The following is a 19,094-nucleotide window of genomic DNA, read 5'->3' on the forward strand; positions in this document are numbered from 1 at the left end:
CACTGCCTTGGTACGCTATGGCAGTGACGATATCCGGCGGGAGCATCACTGGTCAAGCCGCGATAGACAGTCACGTCTCGACCTGGGTCGAACTCTGTCTCGCGATCGTCAACGACCTCGCGATCGAGGTCCGGCAGGGGCGCCGGGTGCCGGCCGACGCCGGGCTCGCCGACGCGTTCGCCCGGCTCGCGGCCGACCCGTTGACCAGGGACTTCGAGGTGTCGTCGGCCGACGTGGACGACCTGGCGTCGGCGGCGCGGCGGCTGCACATCGCGATCGACACGTGCATCGCCGGGGACCTGCTGACCGCCGCGTTCGCGTTGAACACGGTGCTGGCAGAGTTCGGAGCGGTACCAAATCTGCATGCGGCAGCCGGGGAAGTGCCGCACCTGACCTTCCACGCGGCGGACGCGCCGATCGTGGACGCCTGGGCCGCCGAGTCCGCGACCGCGCTGGCCTTCCTCGTCGGCACGCAGCAGACCCACCGGCTCGGGCAGTGCGGCGCCGACAGCTGCGACGCGTACTACCTCGACTCCACGAAGAACGCCTCCCGCCGCTTCTGCTCGCTCGCGTGCCAGAACCGCGCGAAGTCGGCCGCCTACCGTCAGAAGCGCCGCGAGCAGCCCGAATAGAAACTGTCGTACCCACCCGTCATCCTGTCCTCGTGAACCTCATCGCTCGCGCAGCAGGCGTCGTCGTCATCGGGCTCGGCGTGGTCGCCACCGTCGCCGGCCTGGCGCTGCCGTGGACGATGGCCGGCGGCCGGCATCCCGACCTGGTCACCATCGCCGGAGTCGCGTTCCTGGGGCCCCTGCTGAGCGGGCTCTGCGTGGTGTACGGGCGGAGTGAGCCGCGCCGCTCGCGCCTGATCTCGGTGGTCGCCGGGGTCGCGGCCGCGGCGGCGACCGTGATCGCGGTGGCGCTCGCCCGCCTGGTCGAGCCCAGCGCGGGCATCGGGCTCGGCGGGCCCGTGACCGTGGTGGGGACCGCCGCGCTGGTCCTGGGCTGGGTGCTGCTGGTCGTCACCGGCGTGGGCCGCCTGCCCGGCGCGAACTGGCGGCGGTGGACTCCCGTCGGGGTTTTCGCAGTCGTACTGGCCGTGGCCGCCGGATACGCCATCTCCTGGGCGCGCGAGGGAAGGTTCGTGGACGCCACGACCGCCGGCGCGGCCCCGGCGACCTCGCAGGGGCAGACGTGGCCGCTGGCGTTCCCGGGCGTGCAGCTCGTCGGAGTCCACAAGGGCCTGGCCGTCGTTCGCGCCGCCGACGGCATCCGGGCGGTCTGGCTCGGCAACGGCACCCCGGCGTGGCAATACCTGCGATCCGATCTGCCCAGCCAGGCCGCGGGGCTGGTCGACGGCGCGGTCGTGGTCGTGTTCGGCACCGACGACGGCGTGCTCGTCACCGCGCTCGACGCGGCGAGCGGGGCGGAGCGGTTCTCCCGGCGGTACCAATCGGGGAAAATGGCGACCGTCCACGCCGCCGGGAGCACGGCGGTGCTGTCCGGGGCCGGGATCGGCGCCGGGGACCTGCTCGGCATCGACTCCCACGACGGCACCCAGCGCTGGCGATGGACTCCGGCGCGGGGCGGGGCGGCGTGCGACGTGACCGACGTGGCCGGCTCCCCGCAGACCGTCGCGGTCGCGCTGCGGTGCCGGGCCCAGGGCGTCGACGACGTCGCCGTCGGGCTCGACACCGGGTCGGGGGCCGAGCGCTGGTCCTGGCACGCGATTCAGCGCGGCACGACCGAGCTTCGAGTCCTCTCCTCCGGCGCCGGGTTCGTCACGCTGACGGGCGCGGCTCCGCAGCGGGTGACGTACATGGACGCGGTGAGCGGCTCGGTCGGCGCCCGCCACGAGGCGCCCGGCACGCTGCCGCTGGCCGTGGGCGCGAGCATCGTCTACGCCGACCCGGGCTCGGCCAAGGCCCGGATCGCGTCCGTCGAGGCGGCGACCGGCAAGGAGCAGTGGAAGGCCGACCTCGCGGGACTCGGCGGCTACCAGCCGGTGGCGGCGACGACGGCCGACGGCCGCGTCTACACGCTGTGGCGCAACACCGCCGGTGCTCTTCGTCTGCTCACGGCCTCGACGAACGACGGCTCGACGACGGAGGAGCGCGCGATCGCCTGCGACACGCGCTGCCCGGAGGCCACGATCGAGGCGGCGGACGGCCGCGCGGTGGTCGCGACTCGAGAGGAGAAGGCCACGAAGGTGTATCTGAGCGTCATCTGACCATGGGCACGCGTCGGCAGTTGGGCGGGCGCGGCGACGCATCGGGGTTCGCGGCGCCCTGCGCGGGGAGCGCCCCGGAGCCCGGCGGCCGGTTCGGGCTCGCGTCGGCCGGCCGGTCTGGGGTGGTTCGGCTGAGCGTCGGGCGGCGGGGGAGTTCGCGTCGGCCAGCCGGACCGGGCGGAAGCGAACAGTCGGCCAGCCAAACCGGGCGGAGGCGAACAACGGCATCCCGGCGTCCAAATTCGCGAGGCCGGGTCTGCGGGGCCGAGTCCGCAGAACCGAGTCCGCGGGGCCACGGTTGGGAGAAAAGCGCGAACGGGGCCGGCTAGGAGAGCGCGGGCGGCCGAGACGTCAGCCGTTCGAGCCGGCGCGGAGATCGGGCTGCGGCTGGGTGCAGGCGAGCGTCGTGCTGCTCAATCCGGTCAGGGAGTGGGGGCACCCCGGCTGTGCGGAATCGTCGGCTGTCGAATTGCGTGCGTGCCCTGAGGAACGGAGCCGGGGTGAATAGAGCGTGATCGAAGGCCTTGGAGCTTTGAGTGCGGAGTCGGTCCCGGCGCCAAAACGTGAAAGCGGCCGAGAGCCGAAACGGATTTACGAATAGATCGCTTCCGTGTGCCGCTGGATGTCCACGCCGTGTACGCGCATGAAGGACAGCGGTTCGATCGGCTTGTCGTTCTCGCGTACCTCGAAGTGCAGGTGTGACCCGAAGGAATGCCCGGTGTTGCCCACCAGCGCGATCCGATCCCCGGCCTTGACCTGCTGGCCCTCCTTGCAGAGGAGCTTGGAGGCGTGGCCGTACACGGTCACGACGCCGTCGCCGTGGTCGATCATCACGTTGTTGCCGTAGCCGGCGTTCCAGCGGCACAAGATGACCTTGCCTGCGGCTACCGCGACGAACGGGGTGCCCTGGGCGGCGCCGAGGTCGACGCCGGGGTGGAGGCGGCCCCAGCGCTGGCCGTAGAACGAGGTCAGCGTGTACTTGCGCAGCGGCAGGATCCACACGTCGGGCGCGGGCTGGTTCGCCGTCGTCACCGTGCTGTGGGCGTCGCCGCGGCTCGCGCGGTCGCCCGAACGGGTTGAGATGTCGTCGTAGTTGCCCGTCGACTCCATGGACAGGCCGTCCGTGTGCGACCCGGGCAGCGTGGTGGCGGTGCCGAGCGCCACGATTCCCGAGGCGACGAGCGCGGTCGTGAACACGGCGAGATAGCGGCTGCGGGGGTCCTCGAGACGGCGGCGGCCACGGTAGTTCGCGCGCATGTTCCGTGCTGGCAACGCGGGAACCTCCGAGTCGGACAAAGTACAAAGAAATCGTGAACATAAATCAAGAATGCTGAAAGCCGAAGGTCACGGTAGCCACGCCGGAATCGTTCGCACAAGCTGTGGTGCGCGCCGCGCCGAATAAAAGCCCGTCGGGTTAATTGTGCGTAACCGCATTGTCGGGTCGTCGTTGCGGGCGCATCGCGGAATGGGCGGCCCGGCGTGCGGTACCTTCGGCTGAGATCCCGCAACGGTGCGGGCTCGACCCAGTGGCCGCCACGAACGGCCGGGAAGGACCGTGAGGATGAGCGCGCGGACCCGCGTCGTCATCGCCAAGCCTGGCCTCGACGGGCACGACCGAGGCGTCAAGATCGTGGCGCGCGCGCTGCGCGACGCCGGCATGGAAGTCATCTACACCGGGCTGCACCAGACGCCCGAGCAGATTGTTGAGACCGCGATCCAGGAGGACGCCGACGCCGTCGGGCTGTCGGTGCTCTCGGGCGCGCACATGACGTTGTTCCGCCGGGTGATCGAGCTGCTGGCCGAGCGGGGCGCCGCCGACGTCACCGTGTTCGGCGGCGGGATCATCCCGGACGAGGACCTGCCCGAACTGCAGCGGCTCGGCGTGGCCGCCATCTTCACCCCGGGCGCGACGACGCAGTCCATCGTGGAATGGGCGCAGGGAAATCTGGTCGCCGAATAGGCGTACGTCAACGAGAAAAGGGCAAAAAGGGGGAGGGGCCGGACGCACCCCTCACACGTCCGGCCCCTCTATCGCACGATGCCCCGCCGCCACCCCTCGACCGACAGGGCATCGGCCGTTTTTGGTGCCGGCCTCGCCTCCGGGTTTCCCGTGGGCGGGCCGACACTGCTCTCAACGACGCTCCGCCGGGGCGGTTACGCGGTCCTGCCCGTGTCCCCCGGAAGTGAAAAGGCACAGGGAGTGGAATGGGGCACATCGGGAACCCGCGCGAAGCCGGACGGCCCGCGCCTGGTTAGGCTGCGATCGTTGAGCCGTCCTCGCGATGGGGCAGGCGGCACGGTTGACGGAACGGGACCAACTGTGGACCTGTACGAGTACCAGGGGCGCGCCCTCTTCGCCAAGCACGGGCTGCCCGTGCTGGGCGGCGGTGTCGCCGAGACCCCTGAAGAGGCCCGGGCGATCGCCGAACAACTCGGTGGCCGGGTTGTCATCAAAGCCCAGGTGAAGGTCGGCGGCCGCGGCAAGGCCGGCGGCGTCAAGCTCGCGGAGGGCGCCGACGAGGCGACCACGCACGCGACCAACATCCTCGGCATGGACATCAAGGGCCACACGGTCCACAAGGTGATGGTCACCACCACGGCCGACATCGCCGAGGAGTACTACTTCTCCTACCTGCTCGACCGGGCGAACCGCACGTTCCTGTGCATCGCCAGCGTCGCGGGTGGCATGGAGATCGAGACCGTCGCGCACGACGCCCCGGAGAAGGTGGCCAAGGTCGCCATCGACGCCGTCAAGGGCGTCGACGAGGCCCTGGCCCGCCAGATCGTCGAGCAGGCCAAGTTCCCGGCCGACGTCGCCGACCAGGTCGTGTCGATCGCGGTCAAGCTGTGGCAGGCGTTCGTCGCCGAGGACGCCACGCTCGTCGAGGTCAACCCGCTGGCCAAGACCGCCGACGGCACCGTGCTCTGCCTGGACGCGAAGGTCACGCTGGACGCCAACGCCGACTTCCGTCATCCGGACCACGAAGAGCTCGAGGACAAGGCCGCGGCCGACCCGCTGGAGCAGGCGGCCAAGGAGAAGAACCTCAACTACGTGAAGCTCGACGGCAACGTCGGCATCATCGGCAACGGCGCGGGCCTGGTCATGTCGACCCTGGACGTCGTGGCCTACGCGGGCGAGGGCCTCGGCAGCAAGCCGGCCAACTTCCTCGACATCGGCGGCGGCGCCAGCGCTCAGGTCATGGCCAACGGCCTCGAGATCGTGCTGGGCGACCCCGACGTCAAGAGCGTCTTCGTCAACGTCTTCGGCGGCATCACCGCCTGCGACGCGGTCGCCAACGGCATCGTGCAGGCGCTGCAGCTGCTCACCGACCGCGGCGAGGCGGTCACCAAGCCGCTCGTGGTCCGCCTCGACGGCAACAACGCCGAAGAGGGCCGCCGGATCCTCGACGAGGCCGGCAACCCGCTGATCGAGCGGGTGGACACGATGGACGGCGCCGCCCGCCGGGCCGCCGAGCTCGCAGCGAGTGGGGTGTAACGACCATGGCGGTATGGCTGACCGAGTCCAGCAAGGTCATCGTCCAGGGCATGACCGGCGCCGAGGGCTCAAAGCACACCCGGCGCATGCTCGCCGCGGGCACCGACGTGGTCGGCGGCGTGAACCCGCGCAAGGCGGGCCAGCAGGTCGACTTCGACGGCACGAAGCTGCCGGTCTTCGCCAGCGTCCGTGAGGCGATGGAGCAGACCGGCGCCGACACCACCGTCATCTTCGTCCCGCCGGCCGGCACCAAGTCGGCCGCGATCGAGGCGATCGACGCGGAGATCCCGCTCGCGGTGGTCATCACCGAGGGCGTGCCGGTGCACGACACGGCCTCCTTCTGGGCACTCGCCCAAGCGACCGGCAACAAGACCCGGATCATCGGCCCGAACTGCCCCGGCATCGCCAGCCCGGGCAAGTCCAACGCCGGCATCATCCCGGCCGACATCACCGGCCCGGGCAAGATCGGCCTGGTGAGCAAGTCGGGCACGCTTACCTACCAGATGATGTACGAGCTGCGCGACATCGGCTTCTCGACGTGCATCGGCATCGGCGGCGACCCGGTCATCGGCACCACGCACATCGACGCGCTGGCCGCGTTCGAGGCGGACCCGGAGACCGCGGCGATCGTCATGATCGGCGAGATCGGCGGCGACGCCGAGGAGCGGGCCGCGGACTTCATCAAGGCCAACGTGCGCAAGCCGGTCGTCGGCTACATCGCGGGCTTCACGGCCCCGCCCGGCAAGACCATGGGCCACGCGGGCGCGATCATCTCGGGCTCGGCGGGCACCGCGGACGCCAAGAAGCTCGCGCTCGAGGCGGCCGGCGTCGCCGTGGGCAAGACCCCCACGGAGACGGCGAACCTCATGCGGGACATCGTCACCGCCCTGTAAAGACATAGGTCCGGACGGCCGGGGTTAGTGACCGGCCGTCCGGTCTTTGGCAGAGTAAAAGGCGATGCCGACCACCACCCCTGAAGACCCGGAAGAGGGGGCGCAGACCCGGCTCGCCGACCGCGAGACCGTCCGGCTGCCGATCCAGCGGCGCGCGGTGCGGGGGAAGGACCCCGCCAAGCGCCCGGCTCGGCGTGCCCCGCTGGCCCTGGCCGCGGTGGTCAACTCCCTCTGGGCCGCCCTGGTGTCGCTGCTGCCGACCCTGCTGGTGGTCTGGCTGCTCTTCGCCCTCGACAGCTCCGGCGCCCCGCTCGGGCAGGTGCTGCGTCTCGGGCTGGCCGGTTGGGTGCTGGCCCATTGGGTACCGCTGCAAACCGGCATCGGCCCCATCAGCCTCGCCCCCCTCGGGCTCACCGCGATCGCCGCGTGGCGGGTCTACCGCGCGGGCGTGCACACCGCTCGCGCGATCGGGGCGCGCGCCCACCACAAGGGCACACCGTGGTCCCCATGGCCGGCGACGCGCGCCGGGATCGGGATCATGGTGGTGTACGGCCTGCTGGGCGCCCTCGCCGCGACGATCGCCGGCCACAAGGGCATCAGCGTGTCCCCGGTCCGCGCCGCGCTCACGTTCGCCGGCTTCGGCCTGGTCGCGGGCTCCCTCGGGGCGTTCGCCGAGGCCCGCGGCATCGCCCGGCTCGCCGCCCGCACGCCGCGGATGCTGCGCGACGCGGCCCGCACCGGGGCCGTCGCCGCGCTGCTGGTGCTCGGGGCCGGCGCGGCGACCACCGGCATGGCGGTCGCGTTCAGCGGCGGCGACGCGAGCCAGATCATCGACGACTACCACACGGGCATCGCCGGGCAGGTCGGGCTCGTGGTGGTGTGCGGGTTCTTCGCCCCGGACGTGGCGACGTGGGCCGCCAGCTACCTGGTCGGGCCCGGCTTCACCATCGGCTCGGAGACGTTCATCAGCGCGGCGCACGTGACGGTGGGGCCCCTGCCCGCCGTACCGTTGCTGGCCGGTCTTCCCTCGACCCCGGCGACGGGCTACGCCCCGCTGCTGCTCGGGCTGCCCCTGCTCGCGGCCCTGATCGCGGGCTGGCTGCTGGCCCGCCGGTCGCTGCGGCTCGATCCCGGGCGCTCGTGGTACGCCCTGCTCGGTGCCGCCCTGCTGGCCGGGCCCGTGGCCGGGGGGCTGCTCGGGCTGGTGAGCGCGGCGGCCAGCGGCTCGCTGGGCTCCGGCGGCCTGACCGACGTCGGCCCCCACTCGGGCGCGGTCGGCTTCGTCGCGATGTTCATGGTCGCGATCGGCACGCTGCTGTCGACGGCCGCGACCAAGATCGCCCTGCGGGCAAAAGCGGCACGCGAGTAAGCGCGAGCAAGCGCGAATACGCGGACACGTAAAAGGGGCGCGCGAGCCGAGCCCGCACGCCCCTTCAGAAAAGCCCTGCGAGAAGGCTTACGGGTAGCTGTAGCCGGTGCTGAGGTTGAGGGTCAGCGACAGGATGAGCAGGATCACCCAGAGGCCGACGGCCACGCCACCGCAGATGAGACCGGCGAGCGCCTGACCCCGGTTGTTCGCCAGGCCCTGCTTCACCTTGTTCATGCCGAGGTAGCTCACGACGACCGCCGCGATACCGAGCGGCAGACCGATCGAGAAGCAGCACAGCAGCGGGATGGCCGCGATGCCCAGGATCATGCCGACGAGGCCGAGCGTGTTCTGCGGCTGGCCGCCCGCGGGCTGACCGTACGGCGCCTGGTAGCCGGCGGCCGGGTAGGCGCCACCGGAGGTCGGGTACGCCCCGCCCGAGGTCGGGTACGGCTGGCCGGAGACCGGCGGCTGCTGCGCGTACGGGTCCTGGTACGCCGGCTGCTGCGGCTGGGCGTAGGGGTCCTGGTAGGCGGGCTGCTGCGGCTGCGCGTACGGGTCCTGGTAGCCGGGCTGCTGCCCGTACTGGGGCTGCTGACCGTACTGCGGCTGCTGGCCGTAGGGATCCTGGTTGGGCTGCTGCCCGTACGGATCCTGGCCCGGTGGTGGGTAGCCCATGACTTCTGGCTCCTAAGACTGGGGACTATCGCTGTGTGGTGGTTCGCACCAGGGTAGTCCCGAGGGGATACGGAACCACGGCAGCCTACTTGGACCGATCAACTCTTCGCAGTGGTAAACGATGGAGTATCGGTAACGCGCTAGACTTTTGCGTAGTTTGTCCGCAAATGGCGGCCGACCCGCCGCTGAGCAGGGCCGACCCGGTCGATAGAGTTTTGCGGTGACCGTTCGGCTTCTCGTGCTCGTGTCCGGTTCCGGGTCAAACCTGCAGGCCCTGCTCGACGCGGCCGCCGACCCGGCCTATGGCGCCGAGGTCGTCGCGGTCGGCGCGGACCGCCCCGGCATCGAAGGACTGGCGCGCGCGGAGCGTCACGGCGTGCCCACGTTCGTGGCGTCGGTCAAGGACTTCGCGACCCGCGACGAGTGGGACGCCGCGCTGCTGGCCGAGTGCTCGCGCTTCGAGCCGGATCTCGTGGTCTCCGCCGGGTTCATGAAACTTGTCGGGCCGCGGTTTCTCGGCGAGTACGAGGGCAGGTATGTCAACACGCACAACGCCCTGCTTCCGGCGTTCCCCGGGACGCACGGGCCCCGCGACGCCCTCGCCTATGGCGTGAAGCTTGCCGGGGCCACGCTGCACTTCGTCGACAGCGGCGTCGACACCGGGGCGATCATCGCGCAGGTCGCGGTGCCGGTTCTCGACGACGACACCGAGGACACGCTGCTGGAGCGGATCAAAGTGGCCGAGCGCCGCCAGCTGGTCGACACGGTCGGGCGGATGGTGCGCGAAGGCTGGACCGTCAACGAACGAAAGGTCAGGCTGGGCCGTGGCTAACCGCCGTCCCATCAGGCGCGCGCTCATCAGCGTCTACGACAAGACCGGTCTCGAGGAGCTCGCGCGCGCCCTCGCCGGCGCCGGTGTCGAGCTCGTCTCCACCGGCTCGACCGCGGGCCGCATCGAGGCCCTCGGGCTGCCGGTCACCCGGGTCGAGCAGCTGACGGGCTTCCCGGAGACGCTGGACGGGCGGGTCAAGACGCTGCACCCGAAGGTGCACGCCGGGCTGCTGGCCGACCTGCGCCTGGAGGCCCACGCCGCCCAGCTCGGCGAACTCGGCATCGAGCCGTTCGAGCTGCTGGTCTCCAACCTCTACCCGTTCACCGACACGGTGGCCTCGGGCGCGTCGGACGACGAATGCGTCGAGCAGATCGACATCGGCGGGCCGGCCATGGTGCGGGCCGCGGCCAAGAACTTCCCGAGCGTCGCGGTGGTCACGTCGCCCGCTTCTTATGATTCGGTACTGCAGGCAGTGGCAGACGGCGGCTTCACGCTGGACGAGCGCCGCGCCCTGGCCGGCCAGGCCTTCGCGCACATCGCCGAGTACGACGTCGCCGTGGCCGCCTGGTTCGCCCGCGACGACCAGCGGTTCGCCGGCACGGCCCTGCGCCACGCGGCGACCCTGCGCTACGGCGAGAACCCGCACCAGGCCGCCGCGCTCTACACCGACCCCGCCGCCGCCCCGGGCCTGGCCCAGGCCGAGCAGCTGGGCGGCAAGGAGATGTCCTACAACAACTACGTCGACGCCGATGCCGCCTGGCGCGCCGCGCACGACTTCACCGACCCCTGCGTCGCGATCATCAAGCACGCGAACCCGTGCGGCATCGCGGTCGGCGCCGACGTGGCCGAGGCGCACCGCAAGGCCCACGCCTGCGACCCGGTCAGCGCCTACGGCGGCGTGATCGCCGTCAACGCCCCGGTCACCGTCGACCTGGCCAAGCAGATCAGCGAGATCTTCACCGAGGTCGTCGTGGCGCCCGCCTACGAAGAGGGCGCCGCGGAGGTGCTGACCGCCAAGAAGAACCTGCGCGTGCTGCGCGCCCCGGTCTGGACGCCGGCCCCGGCCGAGCAGCGCCAGATCTCCGGCGGCGTGCTCGTGCAGGCGGCCGACCGCATCGACGCCGACGGCGACGCCCCCGCGAACTGGACCCTCGTCACCGGCTCGGCCGCCGACGAGGAGACGCTGGCGGACCTGGCGTTCGCCTGGCGGGCGGTGCGCGCGGTCAAGTCGAACGCGATCCTGCTCGCCTCCGGCGGCGCGACCGTAGGGGTCGGCATGGGGCAGGTCAACCGGGTCGACTCGGTGCGCCTGGCGATCAGCCGGGCCGGCGAGCGGGTCACCGGCTCGGTCTGTGCCTCCGACGCGTTCTTCCCGTTCCCGGACGGCCCGGAGGCGCTCATCGCCGCCGGCGTGAAGGCGATCGTCCAGCCCGGCGGCTCGATCCGCGACGACCAGGTCATCGCGGCCGCGAACGCCGCCGGCGTGACGATGTACTTCACCGGCACCCGGCACTTCTTCCACTAGCGAATTCCACTAGCGAAGGCGGCCCGCCCCCGGCTACGGCAGCGTGACGGGGGCGGGCACCTTGGCCCCGAAGTAGGTCGCGACCGCGTCGCTGACCGCGTGGGCGCCCTTCTCCAGGGTGCCGCCCGGCTTCTGCTCGTACATCGCGGCCACCACATAGCGCTCGCCGTCGCCCGCGAACCCGACGGTGTGGGTCACCCAGACGTTCTTGCCGTCGACCGGCTTCTCCGCCCAGCCGTCCTTGTTGCCGGGCCGCAGCGCCGAGCCGGCCGCCCACACGCCCCAGTGCTGGTTGGCCGCGACCTTCCGCAGCGTCGTCACCAGATACGTCCGGCTCGTCGCGTCGAGCTTCTCCAGCACGTACGTCATCAGGCTCTGCAGGTCCTCGGCGCTGCACCGCAGATTGCGCCAGAAGGTGTCGTACCCGTCGATGACGGCGAGATCGCCCATGCCGAACCTCGCCGTGAACCGGTCGAGCATGCCGGGCCCGTCGAACTTGTTCCACAGCGCCGTGGCGGCGTCGTTGTCGGAGTTGATCAGGGCCTTGTCGAGGTTCGCCTTGTCGGCCGCGGCGAGCGTGATCGCCTTGGCCTGCTGGCGTTCGAGCAGGTCGGTGGCGATCGCGAGCTTGATGGTCGACGCGGTCCAGGTCGTCGCCTTCGTGTCCCCGGCCCGCCAGACCTGCCCGGTCTGCCGGTCCCGCACGACGATGCCGAAGGTGCCCGGCTGTTTCTTCACGAACGCGAGCGCCTTCGTGGCCTGGTCCGCGGTGTTCCCGGGCGCGGCCGAGGCTCCCCTGCCGGCCAGACCGGCCGAGCCGTCGTCGACCTGGCGGCCCTGGCTCTGCCCGCCCGAGGGCTGGCCCGCCATCGGCTGCGGGGCCGCGTCGTCGCCGCACGCCGTCAGAACGACCAAGGTGAGGAGGGCGACAACCCCGCGCCGAAGCAGCACGCCCTGCACTCTAATGGCAGTATCGGGTCCCGTGACGGCAACGATTCTCGACGGTAAGGCGACCGCGACCGCCATCAAGGACGAGCTGCGCGTGCGGGTGGCGGCGCTGACGGCCCGGGGCATCACGCCCGGCCTGGGCACCGTGCTCGTGGGCGACGACCCGGGCTCGCACGCGTACGTGGCGGGCAAGCACAGCGACTGCGCCGAGGTCGGCATCGCCTCGATCCGCCGCGACCTGCCCGCGACCGCGACCCAGGACGAGGTCGAGGCGGCGGTGCGGGAGCTGAACGAGGATCCGGCGTGCACGGGGTACATCGTGCAGCTGCCCCTGCCGCCCGGCCTCGACGAGCAGCGCCTCCTGGAGCTCATCGACCCCGGCAAGGACGCCGACGGGCTGCACCCGACCAACCTGGGCCGGCTCGTGCTGAACATCCCGGCCCCGCTGCCGTGCACGCCCAACGGCATCGTGCAGCTGCTGCGGCGGTACGACGTGCCGATCAACGGCGCCGAGATCACCGCGATCGGGCGCGGGACGACGGCGGGCCGGCCGCTCGGGCTGATCTTCACCCGCAAGACGGAGAACGCCACCGTGACCCTGTGCCACACCGGCACCCGGGACCTGGCCGCGCACACCCGCAACGCCGACATCGTGATCGTCGCGGCGGGCTCGGCCGGGCTGCTCACCCGGGACATGGTCAAGCCGGGCGCGGCGGTGCTCGACGTGGGCGTGACCCGCGTCGTGGACGAGTCCGGCAAGGCGCGGCTGGTCGGCGACGTGGCGCCCGACGTGGCCGAGGTGGCCGGCTTCCTGGCCCCGATGCCGGGCGGCGTCGGGCCGATGACCCGCGCGATGCTGCTGGCCAACGTCGTGGAGCTGGCCGAGCGTCAGGCCTGATACGAAAACGGCCCCGCCACCCATCGGGCGGCGGGGCCGTTTCGCGGAAAAACTAGGCGCTCAGGCGCTTCGCGAGGTTCTGGTCCAGCGCGTTCATGAACTCGTCCGTGGTCAGCCACGGGGCGTCGCGCGAGATCAGCAGGGCCAGGTCCTTGGTCATCTGGCCGCCCTCGACGGTGTCGACGCAGACCTGCTCCAGGGTGTTGGCGAAGTTGGTCACCTCGGGCGTGCCGTCGACCTTGCCGCGGTGGGCCAGGCCGCGCGTCCAGGCGAAGATGGACGCGATCGGGTTCGTCGAGGTCTTCTCGCCCTTCTGCCACTGCCGGTAGTGCCGGGTGACGGTGCCGTGGGCGGCCTCGGCCTCGACGGTCTTGCCGTCGGGGGTCATCAGCACGCTGGTCATGAGGCCGAGCGAGCCGAAGCCCTGCGCGACGGTGTCGGACTGCACGTCGCCGTCGTAGTTCTTGGCGGCCCACACGAAGCCGCCCTCCCACTTCAGCGCCGCGGCGACCATGTCGTCGATGAGCCGGTGCTCGTAGGTGATGCCGGCCTTCGCGAACTCGTCCTTGAACTCGGTCTCGAAGATCTCCGCGAACAGGTCCTTGAAGCGGCCGTCGTAGGCCTTGAGGATCGTGTTCTTGGTCGACAGGTAGACCGGGTAGCCGCGGTCGAGGCCGTAGCGCAGCGAGGCGCGGGCGAAGTCGCGGATCGAGTCGTCGTAGTTGTACATCCCCATCGCGACGCCGCCGCCGGGGAAGTTGGCGACCTCGAACTCCATCGGGGCGCCGCCGTCGGCCGGCGTGTAGGTCACCGTGACCTTGCCCGGGCCGGGCACCACGAAGTCGGTCGCCTTGTACTGGTCGCCGTGGGCGTGGCGGCCGATGATGATCGGCTTGGTCCAGCCGGGGACCAGGCGCGGCACGTTCGACATGATGATCGGCTCGCGGAAGACCACGCCGCCGAGGATGTTGCGGATGGTGCCGTTCGGGGAGCGCCACATCTTCTTGAGCGAGAACTCCTCGACCCGCGCCTCGTCCGGCGTGATCGTGGCGCACTTCACGCCGACGCCGTGCTGCTTGATGGCGTTCGCGGCGTCGACCGTGACCTGGTCGTCGGTCTGGTCGCGGTACTCGATCGACAGGTCGTAGTACTTCAGATCGACGTCGAGGTAGGGCAGGATCAGCTGCTCGCGGATCTGCTTCCAGATGATCCGGGTCATCTCGTCGCCGTCGAGCTCGACGACAGGGTTGTTTACCTTGATCTTCGCCATCGGCCGGGCGCTCCTCTCGCGCTGTCCACGCTTAGCAGTACGAGCGTACTGCATGGCTGGGGTGGGCTCGAAGTCGGGCCCTGAGCTGGCAGGATATCGCTATATCGTGAAATGTCCGATAAGTCGCGGCACGGAGTGCCCGACTTATCGTTCGGACCACGACGGGCCGGTCGGAGTGTCCCGAATCGTCACGCCCGCGTCGGCCAGGACGTCGCGGAGGGAGTCGCTCAGGGCCCAGTTCTTCGCCGTGCGCGCCTCCTTGCGCAGCGCGACCAGGGCCGTGACCAAGGGGCCGAAGCGGTCCGGGCCCGCGAGCGAGCCGAGCCGCACCAGCATCCCGCGCAGCGCCGCCCGGGCCTGCTCGCGCTCGTCGGACACGTCCGTGTCCGCGATCCAGTCCTGCAGCGCCTGCTCCAGCTCCAGGGCCGCGGCCACGCAGCCGTCCTGGTCGCGGGCCGCCAGGCACGCGTCGAACCTGCCCGTCGCCGCCTGCGTCGAGGCGGCCAGCGAGGTGGGCGGCGGCGGCTCCCGCACGGCGGCGGGTGCATCGGGCGTGGAGTCCGCCTCGGGGAGACCGGTGAAGACCGAGAAGGGCAGCGTCGTGCCGGCCGGCCAGCGCTGCGAGCGGCCGCCCCGGCGCAGGGTCAGCCCGCCGTTGCCGACCACCGTCACCGTGCGCGCGCCGAGGTCGAACAGCCCGGCGGTGTGCTCGTCGATGCCGATGATGAACGCCTCGGGCGGCAGCAGCGGCTCCAGCCGGGCCAGGCGCCGCTCGCCCAGGTAGCAGAAGCGGGTGTCGTGGTGCCCGCCCTCGGCGTTGTCGTAGTGCGGGATCAGCACCGCGGGCAGCCCGGTCACCTGGTGGAACAGGTCCAGCCCGGGCACCCAGTGCGGGTCGCTGCCGGCCTTGTAGATCTCGTACACCGGGATCGTGTGCGAGCCGAGGGTCAGCGCCGCGGCCGAGGCGAAGCAGACCACGCCGTCGGCCGCGAGGACCTCAGCCAGTACACCTGGGAAGGGCGTCTCCGACCACTGCCGCAGCGCATAGGTGGGGCTGCCCGGCCCCGCGAAGAGCCAGCCGGCCTCGCGCAGGCCGCTCAGCGCCCGTTCGAGCGGCAGGCCGGCCGCGGGCGTGCTGCGCCAGCTGACGACCGAGAGCGCGCGGCCCGTGCTGTCCGCGAAGTACTTCACGGCCTTGGCCGAGATGTCGTCGGCGTTCTCCTGGAAGCCGTACGGCGTGTCGAGCAGCACCGCCGGCCGGTCCCCGCAGCGCCGGAAGATCTCGCGGTGCGGCTTGACCATCGTCGGCGCGGTCTCGCCCGAGCCCATGATCACCAGCAGCCCGCTCATGCGAGGCTCAGCAGGTCGGCCGCGACGGACGCGGGGTGCTGGGCGTGCACGTCGTGGTCCGCGCCCGGATACGGCCGCAGCTTCACGTCGGCGAGACCGGTCAGGTCGGGCGTGTGCGAGCCGGCCGGGATGGCGAGCACGGGGACGGCGATCCGCGGGAAGTACGGCTGCGGCGGGTCGTCCCACATGCTCCGCACGATCCGCATGTGCTCGGGCACGGGCAGCCGCCGGCTCAGCGAGTCGTCCGGGTGCACGTGCAGGTTGCTCACCGTCGCCTCGATCGCCCACGGCTCCCAGTCCGGGTGCGCGGCCCGCAGCCGCGCCCGCAGCCGGGTCGCGGTCAGGTCGCTCACGTCCGGCGGCCGCAGCCGCTCCTCGCACGCCGCCCAGCTCGGGAACTGCGCCGCGAGGTCGATCCACCCGCCGTCGACGAGGGCCAGGGCGCGCACGCGCTCGGGATGACGGGCCGCCAGCTGTACCACCACATTGCCGCCCCACGACTGCCCCGCCACGATCGCCGGCGGCAGGCCCAGCTCCGCGAGATCGTCGGCGGCGGTCGCGGTGTCGTACCCGTCGGGCGGGCTCGGCGACTCCCCGTGCGATCGCAGGTCGGCCGCGAAGACCGGGTGCCCCGCCGCCACCAGGTGCCCGGCCACCCCGTCCCACAGCCGGGCGTTCGACGACAGCCCGTGCACGAGCAGGAACGGCGCTCCCTCGAGGCCCTCCCCGTGCACGCGAACGTGAAGCCTCATGGATACGCAGCCTAGATGCCGCGACCCCTCCGGTGCAGGGCCCCGAGCACGCTTTCGACCTTGACCACGCCGGTCACGGCCGCGAGGGCGATCGCGGCGCGGGGCTCCCGCCAGTTCGAGCGCATCGCCGCCTTCGTCCAGCGCCACGCGTCCCGGCGGTTGCCGGTCGCCGCGGACCAGCAGGCGAGCTGCCCGTACACGCGGCCCGCCCCGGTCGTCGACGCCGCGATCTCGGGGTGGCGGGTCATCATCCAGCGCAGCGAGGCCATCTTCGTCCCGTACTCGTAGGCGAACAGCGACGAGCGCCCCCACAGCACCCGCACCAGCGGGTCGTCGACGTGCACGATCTCGCCGCGCTTGACCGCCCGCAGCAGCAGGTCCCAGTCCTCGTTCTGGCTGCCGGGCGCGTCCTCGGCGACCAGCCCCATCTCGTCGGCGGCGAACGCGGAGCGCCGCACCAGGAACGTCGAGGAGTGCAGCATCGACATCCGCGAGCGGACCAGGTCGTCCAGCCCGACCAGCGAGGCGCCCGCCAACCGCGGCGTGAGCCGGTCGGCGAACTCCACCTCGATCGCCGACGTGCAGAACTCGGCCTGCGGCCGCTGCTGCAGCGCGTGCACCTGTCGGCGCAGCTTCGTCGGCAGCCACACGTCGTCGTCGTCGCAGAACGCCACCAGGTCGGTGTCGAGCGCGACGATGCCCGTGTTGCGCGCGCCGGCCAGCCCGGGCTTGCGCAGGTTCGGCAGCACGTCGAGCGGGCGCTCACCCCCGCGGCACAGGCTCGCGTCCGGGTCGTGCTGGTCGAAGATCACGATGGTGCGTACCGGCCCCGGGTAGTCCTGGGCGACGATCCCGGTCACCGCGCGGCGCAGCAGCTCGGGCCGGTTGCGCGTGGGAATGATGACGCCGACGCTCGGCCAATGCCCGGCCGCGCTCGTTGAGCTTGTGTGGCCGGCGGGCGCGCTCATCGGGCGCCCCGGTAGCCGTATGCGCCGAGCAGGGGGGCGGTCAGCGCGCTCACGACCCGCCGCTGCCGGCCGGGCAGAGACGTGCGCCAGGCGTCGTCGCGGCGCAGGGGCACCGGCCCGACGGTGAAGCGCATCGGGTTGCCGGCGGCGCTGTGACAGGCGCCGAGGGTGGCGGTGTTGTCGGCCAGGAACGGCAGGCTGCCCGGCTTTATCTCGATAAATCTCGACAATTCGCGCAGGGTGTCCTCGGGCCGGTCGAGCAGCTCCTCGTACCGCACCCGCTGCACCGGCACCCCGCAGCGGTGCAGCGCCGAGAACGCCACGTTGTGCGCGTTCCACAGGAGGGCCGAGCGGCCGGGGGAGTACCGCGTCATCTCCTCGGCATTGTCGGTCTCCGGCCGTGAGACCTTCTTCGTCCAGGAGTAGGCCACCCCTCGGCTGTCCCGGACCATGTGCACGACGCGCAGGTCGATGCTCGGCGCGAACCGCAGGCAGTAGGCCAGCGCGGCGTGCTTGGAGGAGTCGACGAGCACATCGGCCCCGGAGACGATCGCGGCGGCCTCGTAGAGGCGGGCGTACCAGTCGGCGTACTCCTCGACGAGCAGCCGGTGCGCCGGACTCATCCGCACACTGGCGAGCCGCGGAATGTGCCGCGTGCGCTCGACGGCGTGGCGCAGTGCGAGCACCCGCCACACGTCGACGTGCTGCCACCCGCCGAACGCCTTCTCCCCGACGGCCTGCCAGAACCCGCACTCCGAGAAGTGGTCGCCGCACGCGCAGCGCTCGTCGCCGGCGATGTCGCGCTCCCAGAGGTGCACGACCTCCCCGAGCGGTACCACGCCGGGCAGTTCCCCCAGCAGGCGTTCGAGCAGCGTGGTGCCGCTGCGCCCAAGCCCTCCGAGGAACAGAACGCGTACCAAAGCGCCCTCCTTGGTCGTTTTGGTGGATATGCCAGTTTCGCTGGCATCTGGTAGGTCTAACGAGGAATCGCGGACGAACGATGCTGCGCAGCTACTCCCACACCCGTCGAGTACCGATCGGCGGCCTGCCCGTCGACCCGGTAACGGAGTCCGAGGTGGTCACACGCGTCCTGCGCGCCCTGAAGCGGGGCCGGGGCGGCTGGATCGTGACCCCGAACGTGGACATCCTGCGCAAGGTGGCCCGAGACGCCGCCCTGCGAGCCCAACTGAGCGCGGCCGACCTGGTGGTGGCCGACGGCGCCCCCCTGGTCTGGGCGGCGCGCCTGGCGGGCCGGGCTCTACCCGCTCGGGTGCCCGGCTCCGACCTGATCTGGTCGCTGTCGCGCGGCCTGGCCAGCCAGGGCGGCAACGTCTTCGTGCTGGGCGGCACTCCCGCGGATTCCGAGCAGGAGGACGGCGCTCACCGCGCGGCCGCCCGCCTGGCCGAGGAGTGCCCGGGCCTGCAGATCGCCGGCGCCCACTGCCCCCCGTTCGGCTTCGACCGCAACCGAACCCAGCTACGCGACGTCTGCGCGCGCGTCATCGAGGCCGAACCCCAGATGGTGTACGTCGGGATCGGCTTCCCCCGCCAGGAGCATCTGATCGCGTCCCTGCGCAGGTCCCTACCCGCGACCTGGTTCCTGGGCTGCGGCGCGGCCGTGAACTTCGTGGCCGGAGACGTTCAGCGGGCCCGCCCGGCGATGCAGAAGGCCGGCCTCGAATGGCTGGACCGTTTGGCCCGCGAGCCCCGGCGGCTGGCCCGCCGCTACCTCCGCGAGGACGCCCCCTTCGCCGCCGCCCTGCTGGCCCGCTCGCTGCACTACCGCCTGACCCGCCGCCCGGCCCACCGGGCCTGATCGCGAACTCGGCCTTGGGCACGGCGATGTTGAGCCGGAAGGTGCCCGGCTCGTCCAGGTTCGTCGGGATGG

General features: G+C 71.7%; 18 protein-coding genes. 10 read left to right on the forward strand and 8 right to left on the reverse strand.

Going from position 1 to position 19,094, the window contains the following annotated elements; all coding sequences use genetic code 11:
• The first annotated feature begins 23 nt into the window (after positions 1 to 23).
• Both ABT369_RS13030 and ABT369_RS13035 read left to right on the forward strand, forming a co-directional pair.
• Positions 24 to 632: a CGNR zinc finger domain-containing protein gene (locus tag ABT369_RS13030; RefSeq protein WP_350611947.1), complete on the forward strand. Its 609-nt coding sequence runs from the start codon at positions 24 to 26 to the stop codon at positions 630 to 632.
• 32 nt (positions 633 to 664) lie between these two features.
• Complete coding sequence (locus tag ABT369_RS13035; protein WP_350611948.1) at positions 665 to 2,230, forward strand: PQQ-binding-like beta-propeller repeat protein; 1,566 nt, start codon at positions 665 to 667, stop codon at positions 2,228 to 2,230.
• Positions 2,231 to 2,821: 591 nt separating this feature from the next.
• Here the strand turns inward: ABT369_RS13035 and ABT369_RS13040 are convergent.
• Positions 2,822 to 3,487 carry a M23 family metallopeptidase gene (locus ABT369_RS13040; protein WP_350611949.1) on the reverse strand — a complete coding sequence of 222 codons (666 nt, stop codon included), beginning with the start codon at positions 3,485 to 3,487 and terminating at the stop codon, positions 2,822 to 2,824.
• Positions 3,488 to 3,791: 304 nt separating this feature from the next.
• Here ABT369_RS13040 and icmB point away from each other — a divergent pair, with 304 nt between their 5' ends.
• The 4 genes from icmB (at position 3,792) to ABT369_RS13060 (ending at position 7,988) form a co-directional block, all read left to right on the forward strand.
• Positions 3,792 to 4,190, forward strand: coding sequence for a coenzyme B12-dependent isobutyryl CoA mutase small subunit (icmB, locus tag ABT369_RS13045; protein WP_350611950.1), 399 nt, complete (start codon positions 3,792 to 3,794; stop codon positions 4,188 to 4,190).
• Between the two features lie 360 nt (positions 4,191 to 4,550).
• On the forward strand, positions 4,551 to 5,726 hold the full coding sequence (gene sucC / locus ABT369_RS13050; protein ID WP_350611951.1) for an ADP-forming succinate--CoA ligase subunit beta: 1,176 nt from the start codon (positions 4,551 to 4,553) through the stop codon (positions 5,724 to 5,726).
• A gap of 5 nt (positions 5,727 to 5,731) precedes the next feature.
• The gene (gene sucD, locus ABT369_RS13055) at positions 5,732 to 6,619 is read left to right on the forward strand and encodes a succinate--CoA ligase subunit alpha (protein WP_350611952.1); all 888 of its coding nucleotides are present in this window, start codon (positions 5,732 to 5,734) and stop codon (positions 6,617 to 6,619) included.
• 64 nt (positions 6,620 to 6,683) lie between these two features.
• A complete protein-coding gene (locus tag ABT369_RS13060; RefSeq protein ID WP_350611953.1) occupies positions 6,684 to 7,988 on the forward strand; it encodes a cell division protein PerM in 1,305 nt (434 codons plus the stop codon).
• A gap of 87 nt (positions 7,989 to 8,075) precedes the next feature.
• Here the strand turns inward: ABT369_RS13060 and ABT369_RS13065 are convergent, their stop codons facing one another.
• Positions 8,076 to 8,663 carry a DUF4190 domain-containing protein gene (locus ABT369_RS13065; RefSeq protein ID WP_350611954.1) on the reverse strand — a complete coding sequence of 196 codons (588 nt, stop codon included), beginning with the start codon at positions 8,661 to 8,663 and terminating at the stop codon, positions 8,076 to 8,078.
• A gap of 220 nt (positions 8,664 to 8,883) precedes the next feature.
• Here ABT369_RS13065 and purN point away from each other — a divergent pair, with 220 nt between their 5' ends.
• Together purN and purH are read left to right on the forward strand one after the other, a co-directional pair.
• Positions 8,884 to 9,495 (forward strand): phosphoribosylglycinamide formyltransferase, encoded by a 612-nt coding sequence (purN, locus tag ABT369_RS13070; protein ID WP_350611955.1) that lies wholly within the window; start codon positions 8,884 to 8,886, stop codon positions 9,493 to 9,495.
• Complete coding sequence (purH, locus tag ABT369_RS13075; protein ID WP_350611956.1) at positions 9,488 to 11,020, forward strand: bifunctional phosphoribosylaminoimidazolecarboxamide formyltransferase/IMP cyclohydrolase; 1,533 nt, start codon at positions 9,488 to 9,490, stop codon at positions 11,018 to 11,020. Before purN ends, purH begins: the two co-directional genes overlap by 8 nt.
• A 33-nt stretch (positions 11,021 to 11,053) precedes the next feature.
• On the opposite strand, the gene ABT369_RS13080 is transcribed toward purH, so the two are convergent.
• Positions 11,054 to 11,971 (reverse strand): serine hydrolase, encoded by a 918-nt coding sequence (locus ABT369_RS13080; protein ID WP_350611957.1) that lies wholly within the window; start codon positions 11,969 to 11,971, stop codon positions 11,054 to 11,056.
• A gap of 31 nt (positions 11,972 to 12,002) precedes the next feature.
• Here ABT369_RS13080 and ABT369_RS13085 point away from each other — a divergent pair, with 31 nt between their 5' ends.
• The gene (locus tag ABT369_RS13085; protein WP_350611958.1) at positions 12,003 to 12,866 is read left to right on the forward strand and encodes a bifunctional methylenetetrahydrofolate dehydrogenase/methenyltetrahydrofolate cyclohydrolase; all 864 of its coding nucleotides are present in this window, start codon (positions 12,003 to 12,005) and stop codon (positions 12,864 to 12,866) included.
• Positions 12,867 to 12,918: 52 nt separating this feature from the next.
• Here ABT369_RS13085 and ABT369_RS13090 read toward each other — a convergent pair whose 3' ends face one another.
• The 5 genes from ABT369_RS13090 to ABT369_RS13110 form a co-directional block, all read right to left on the reverse strand.
• Positions 12,919 to 14,136: an NADP-dependent isocitrate dehydrogenase gene (locus ABT369_RS13090; protein WP_350611959.1), complete on the reverse strand. Its 1,218-nt coding sequence runs from the start codon at positions 14,134 to 14,136 to the stop codon at positions 12,919 to 12,921.
• Between the two features lie 144 nt (positions 14,137 to 14,280).
• Positions 14,281 to 15,486: a CysS/YqeB C-terminal domain-containing protein gene (locus ABT369_RS13095; protein WP_350611960.1), complete on the reverse strand. Its 1,206-nt coding sequence runs from the start codon at positions 15,484 to 15,486 to the stop codon at positions 14,281 to 14,283.
• Positions 15,483 to 16,238, reverse strand: a complete 756-nt coding sequence (locus ABT369_RS13100) for an alpha/beta fold hydrolase (RefSeq protein ID WP_350611961.1) — start codon at positions 16,236 to 16,238, stop codon at positions 15,483 to 15,485. Before ABT369_RS13100 ends, ABT369_RS13095 begins: the two co-directional genes overlap by 4 nt.
• Before the next feature lie 11 nt (positions 16,239 to 16,249).
• Positions 16,250 to 17,206 (reverse strand): glycosyltransferase family 2 protein, encoded by a 957-nt coding sequence (locus ABT369_RS13105; protein WP_350611962.1) that lies wholly within the window; start codon positions 17,204 to 17,206, stop codon positions 16,250 to 16,252.
• Positions 17,203 to 18,126 carry a sulfotransferase gene (locus ABT369_RS13110; RefSeq protein WP_350611963.1) on the reverse strand — a complete coding sequence of 308 codons (924 nt, stop codon included), beginning with the start codon at positions 18,124 to 18,126 and terminating at the stop codon, positions 17,203 to 17,205. Before ABT369_RS13110 ends, ABT369_RS13105 begins: the two co-directional genes overlap by 4 nt.
• Positions 18,127 to 18,206: 80 nt before the next feature.
• Here ABT369_RS13110 and ABT369_RS13115 point away from each other — a divergent pair, with 80 nt between their 5' ends.
• Positions 18,207 to 19,022, forward strand: a complete 816-nt coding sequence (locus ABT369_RS13115) for a WecB/TagA/CpsF family glycosyltransferase (RefSeq protein ID WP_502891739.1) — start codon at positions 18,207 to 18,209, stop codon at positions 19,020 to 19,022.
• Positions 19,023 to 19,094: the final 72 nt, after the last annotated feature.

Source organism: Dactylosporangium sp. NPDC000244, from assembly GCF_040300725.1.
Lineage (GTDB): Bacteria > Actinomycetota > Actinomycetes > Mycobacteriales > Micromonosporaceae > Dactylosporangium.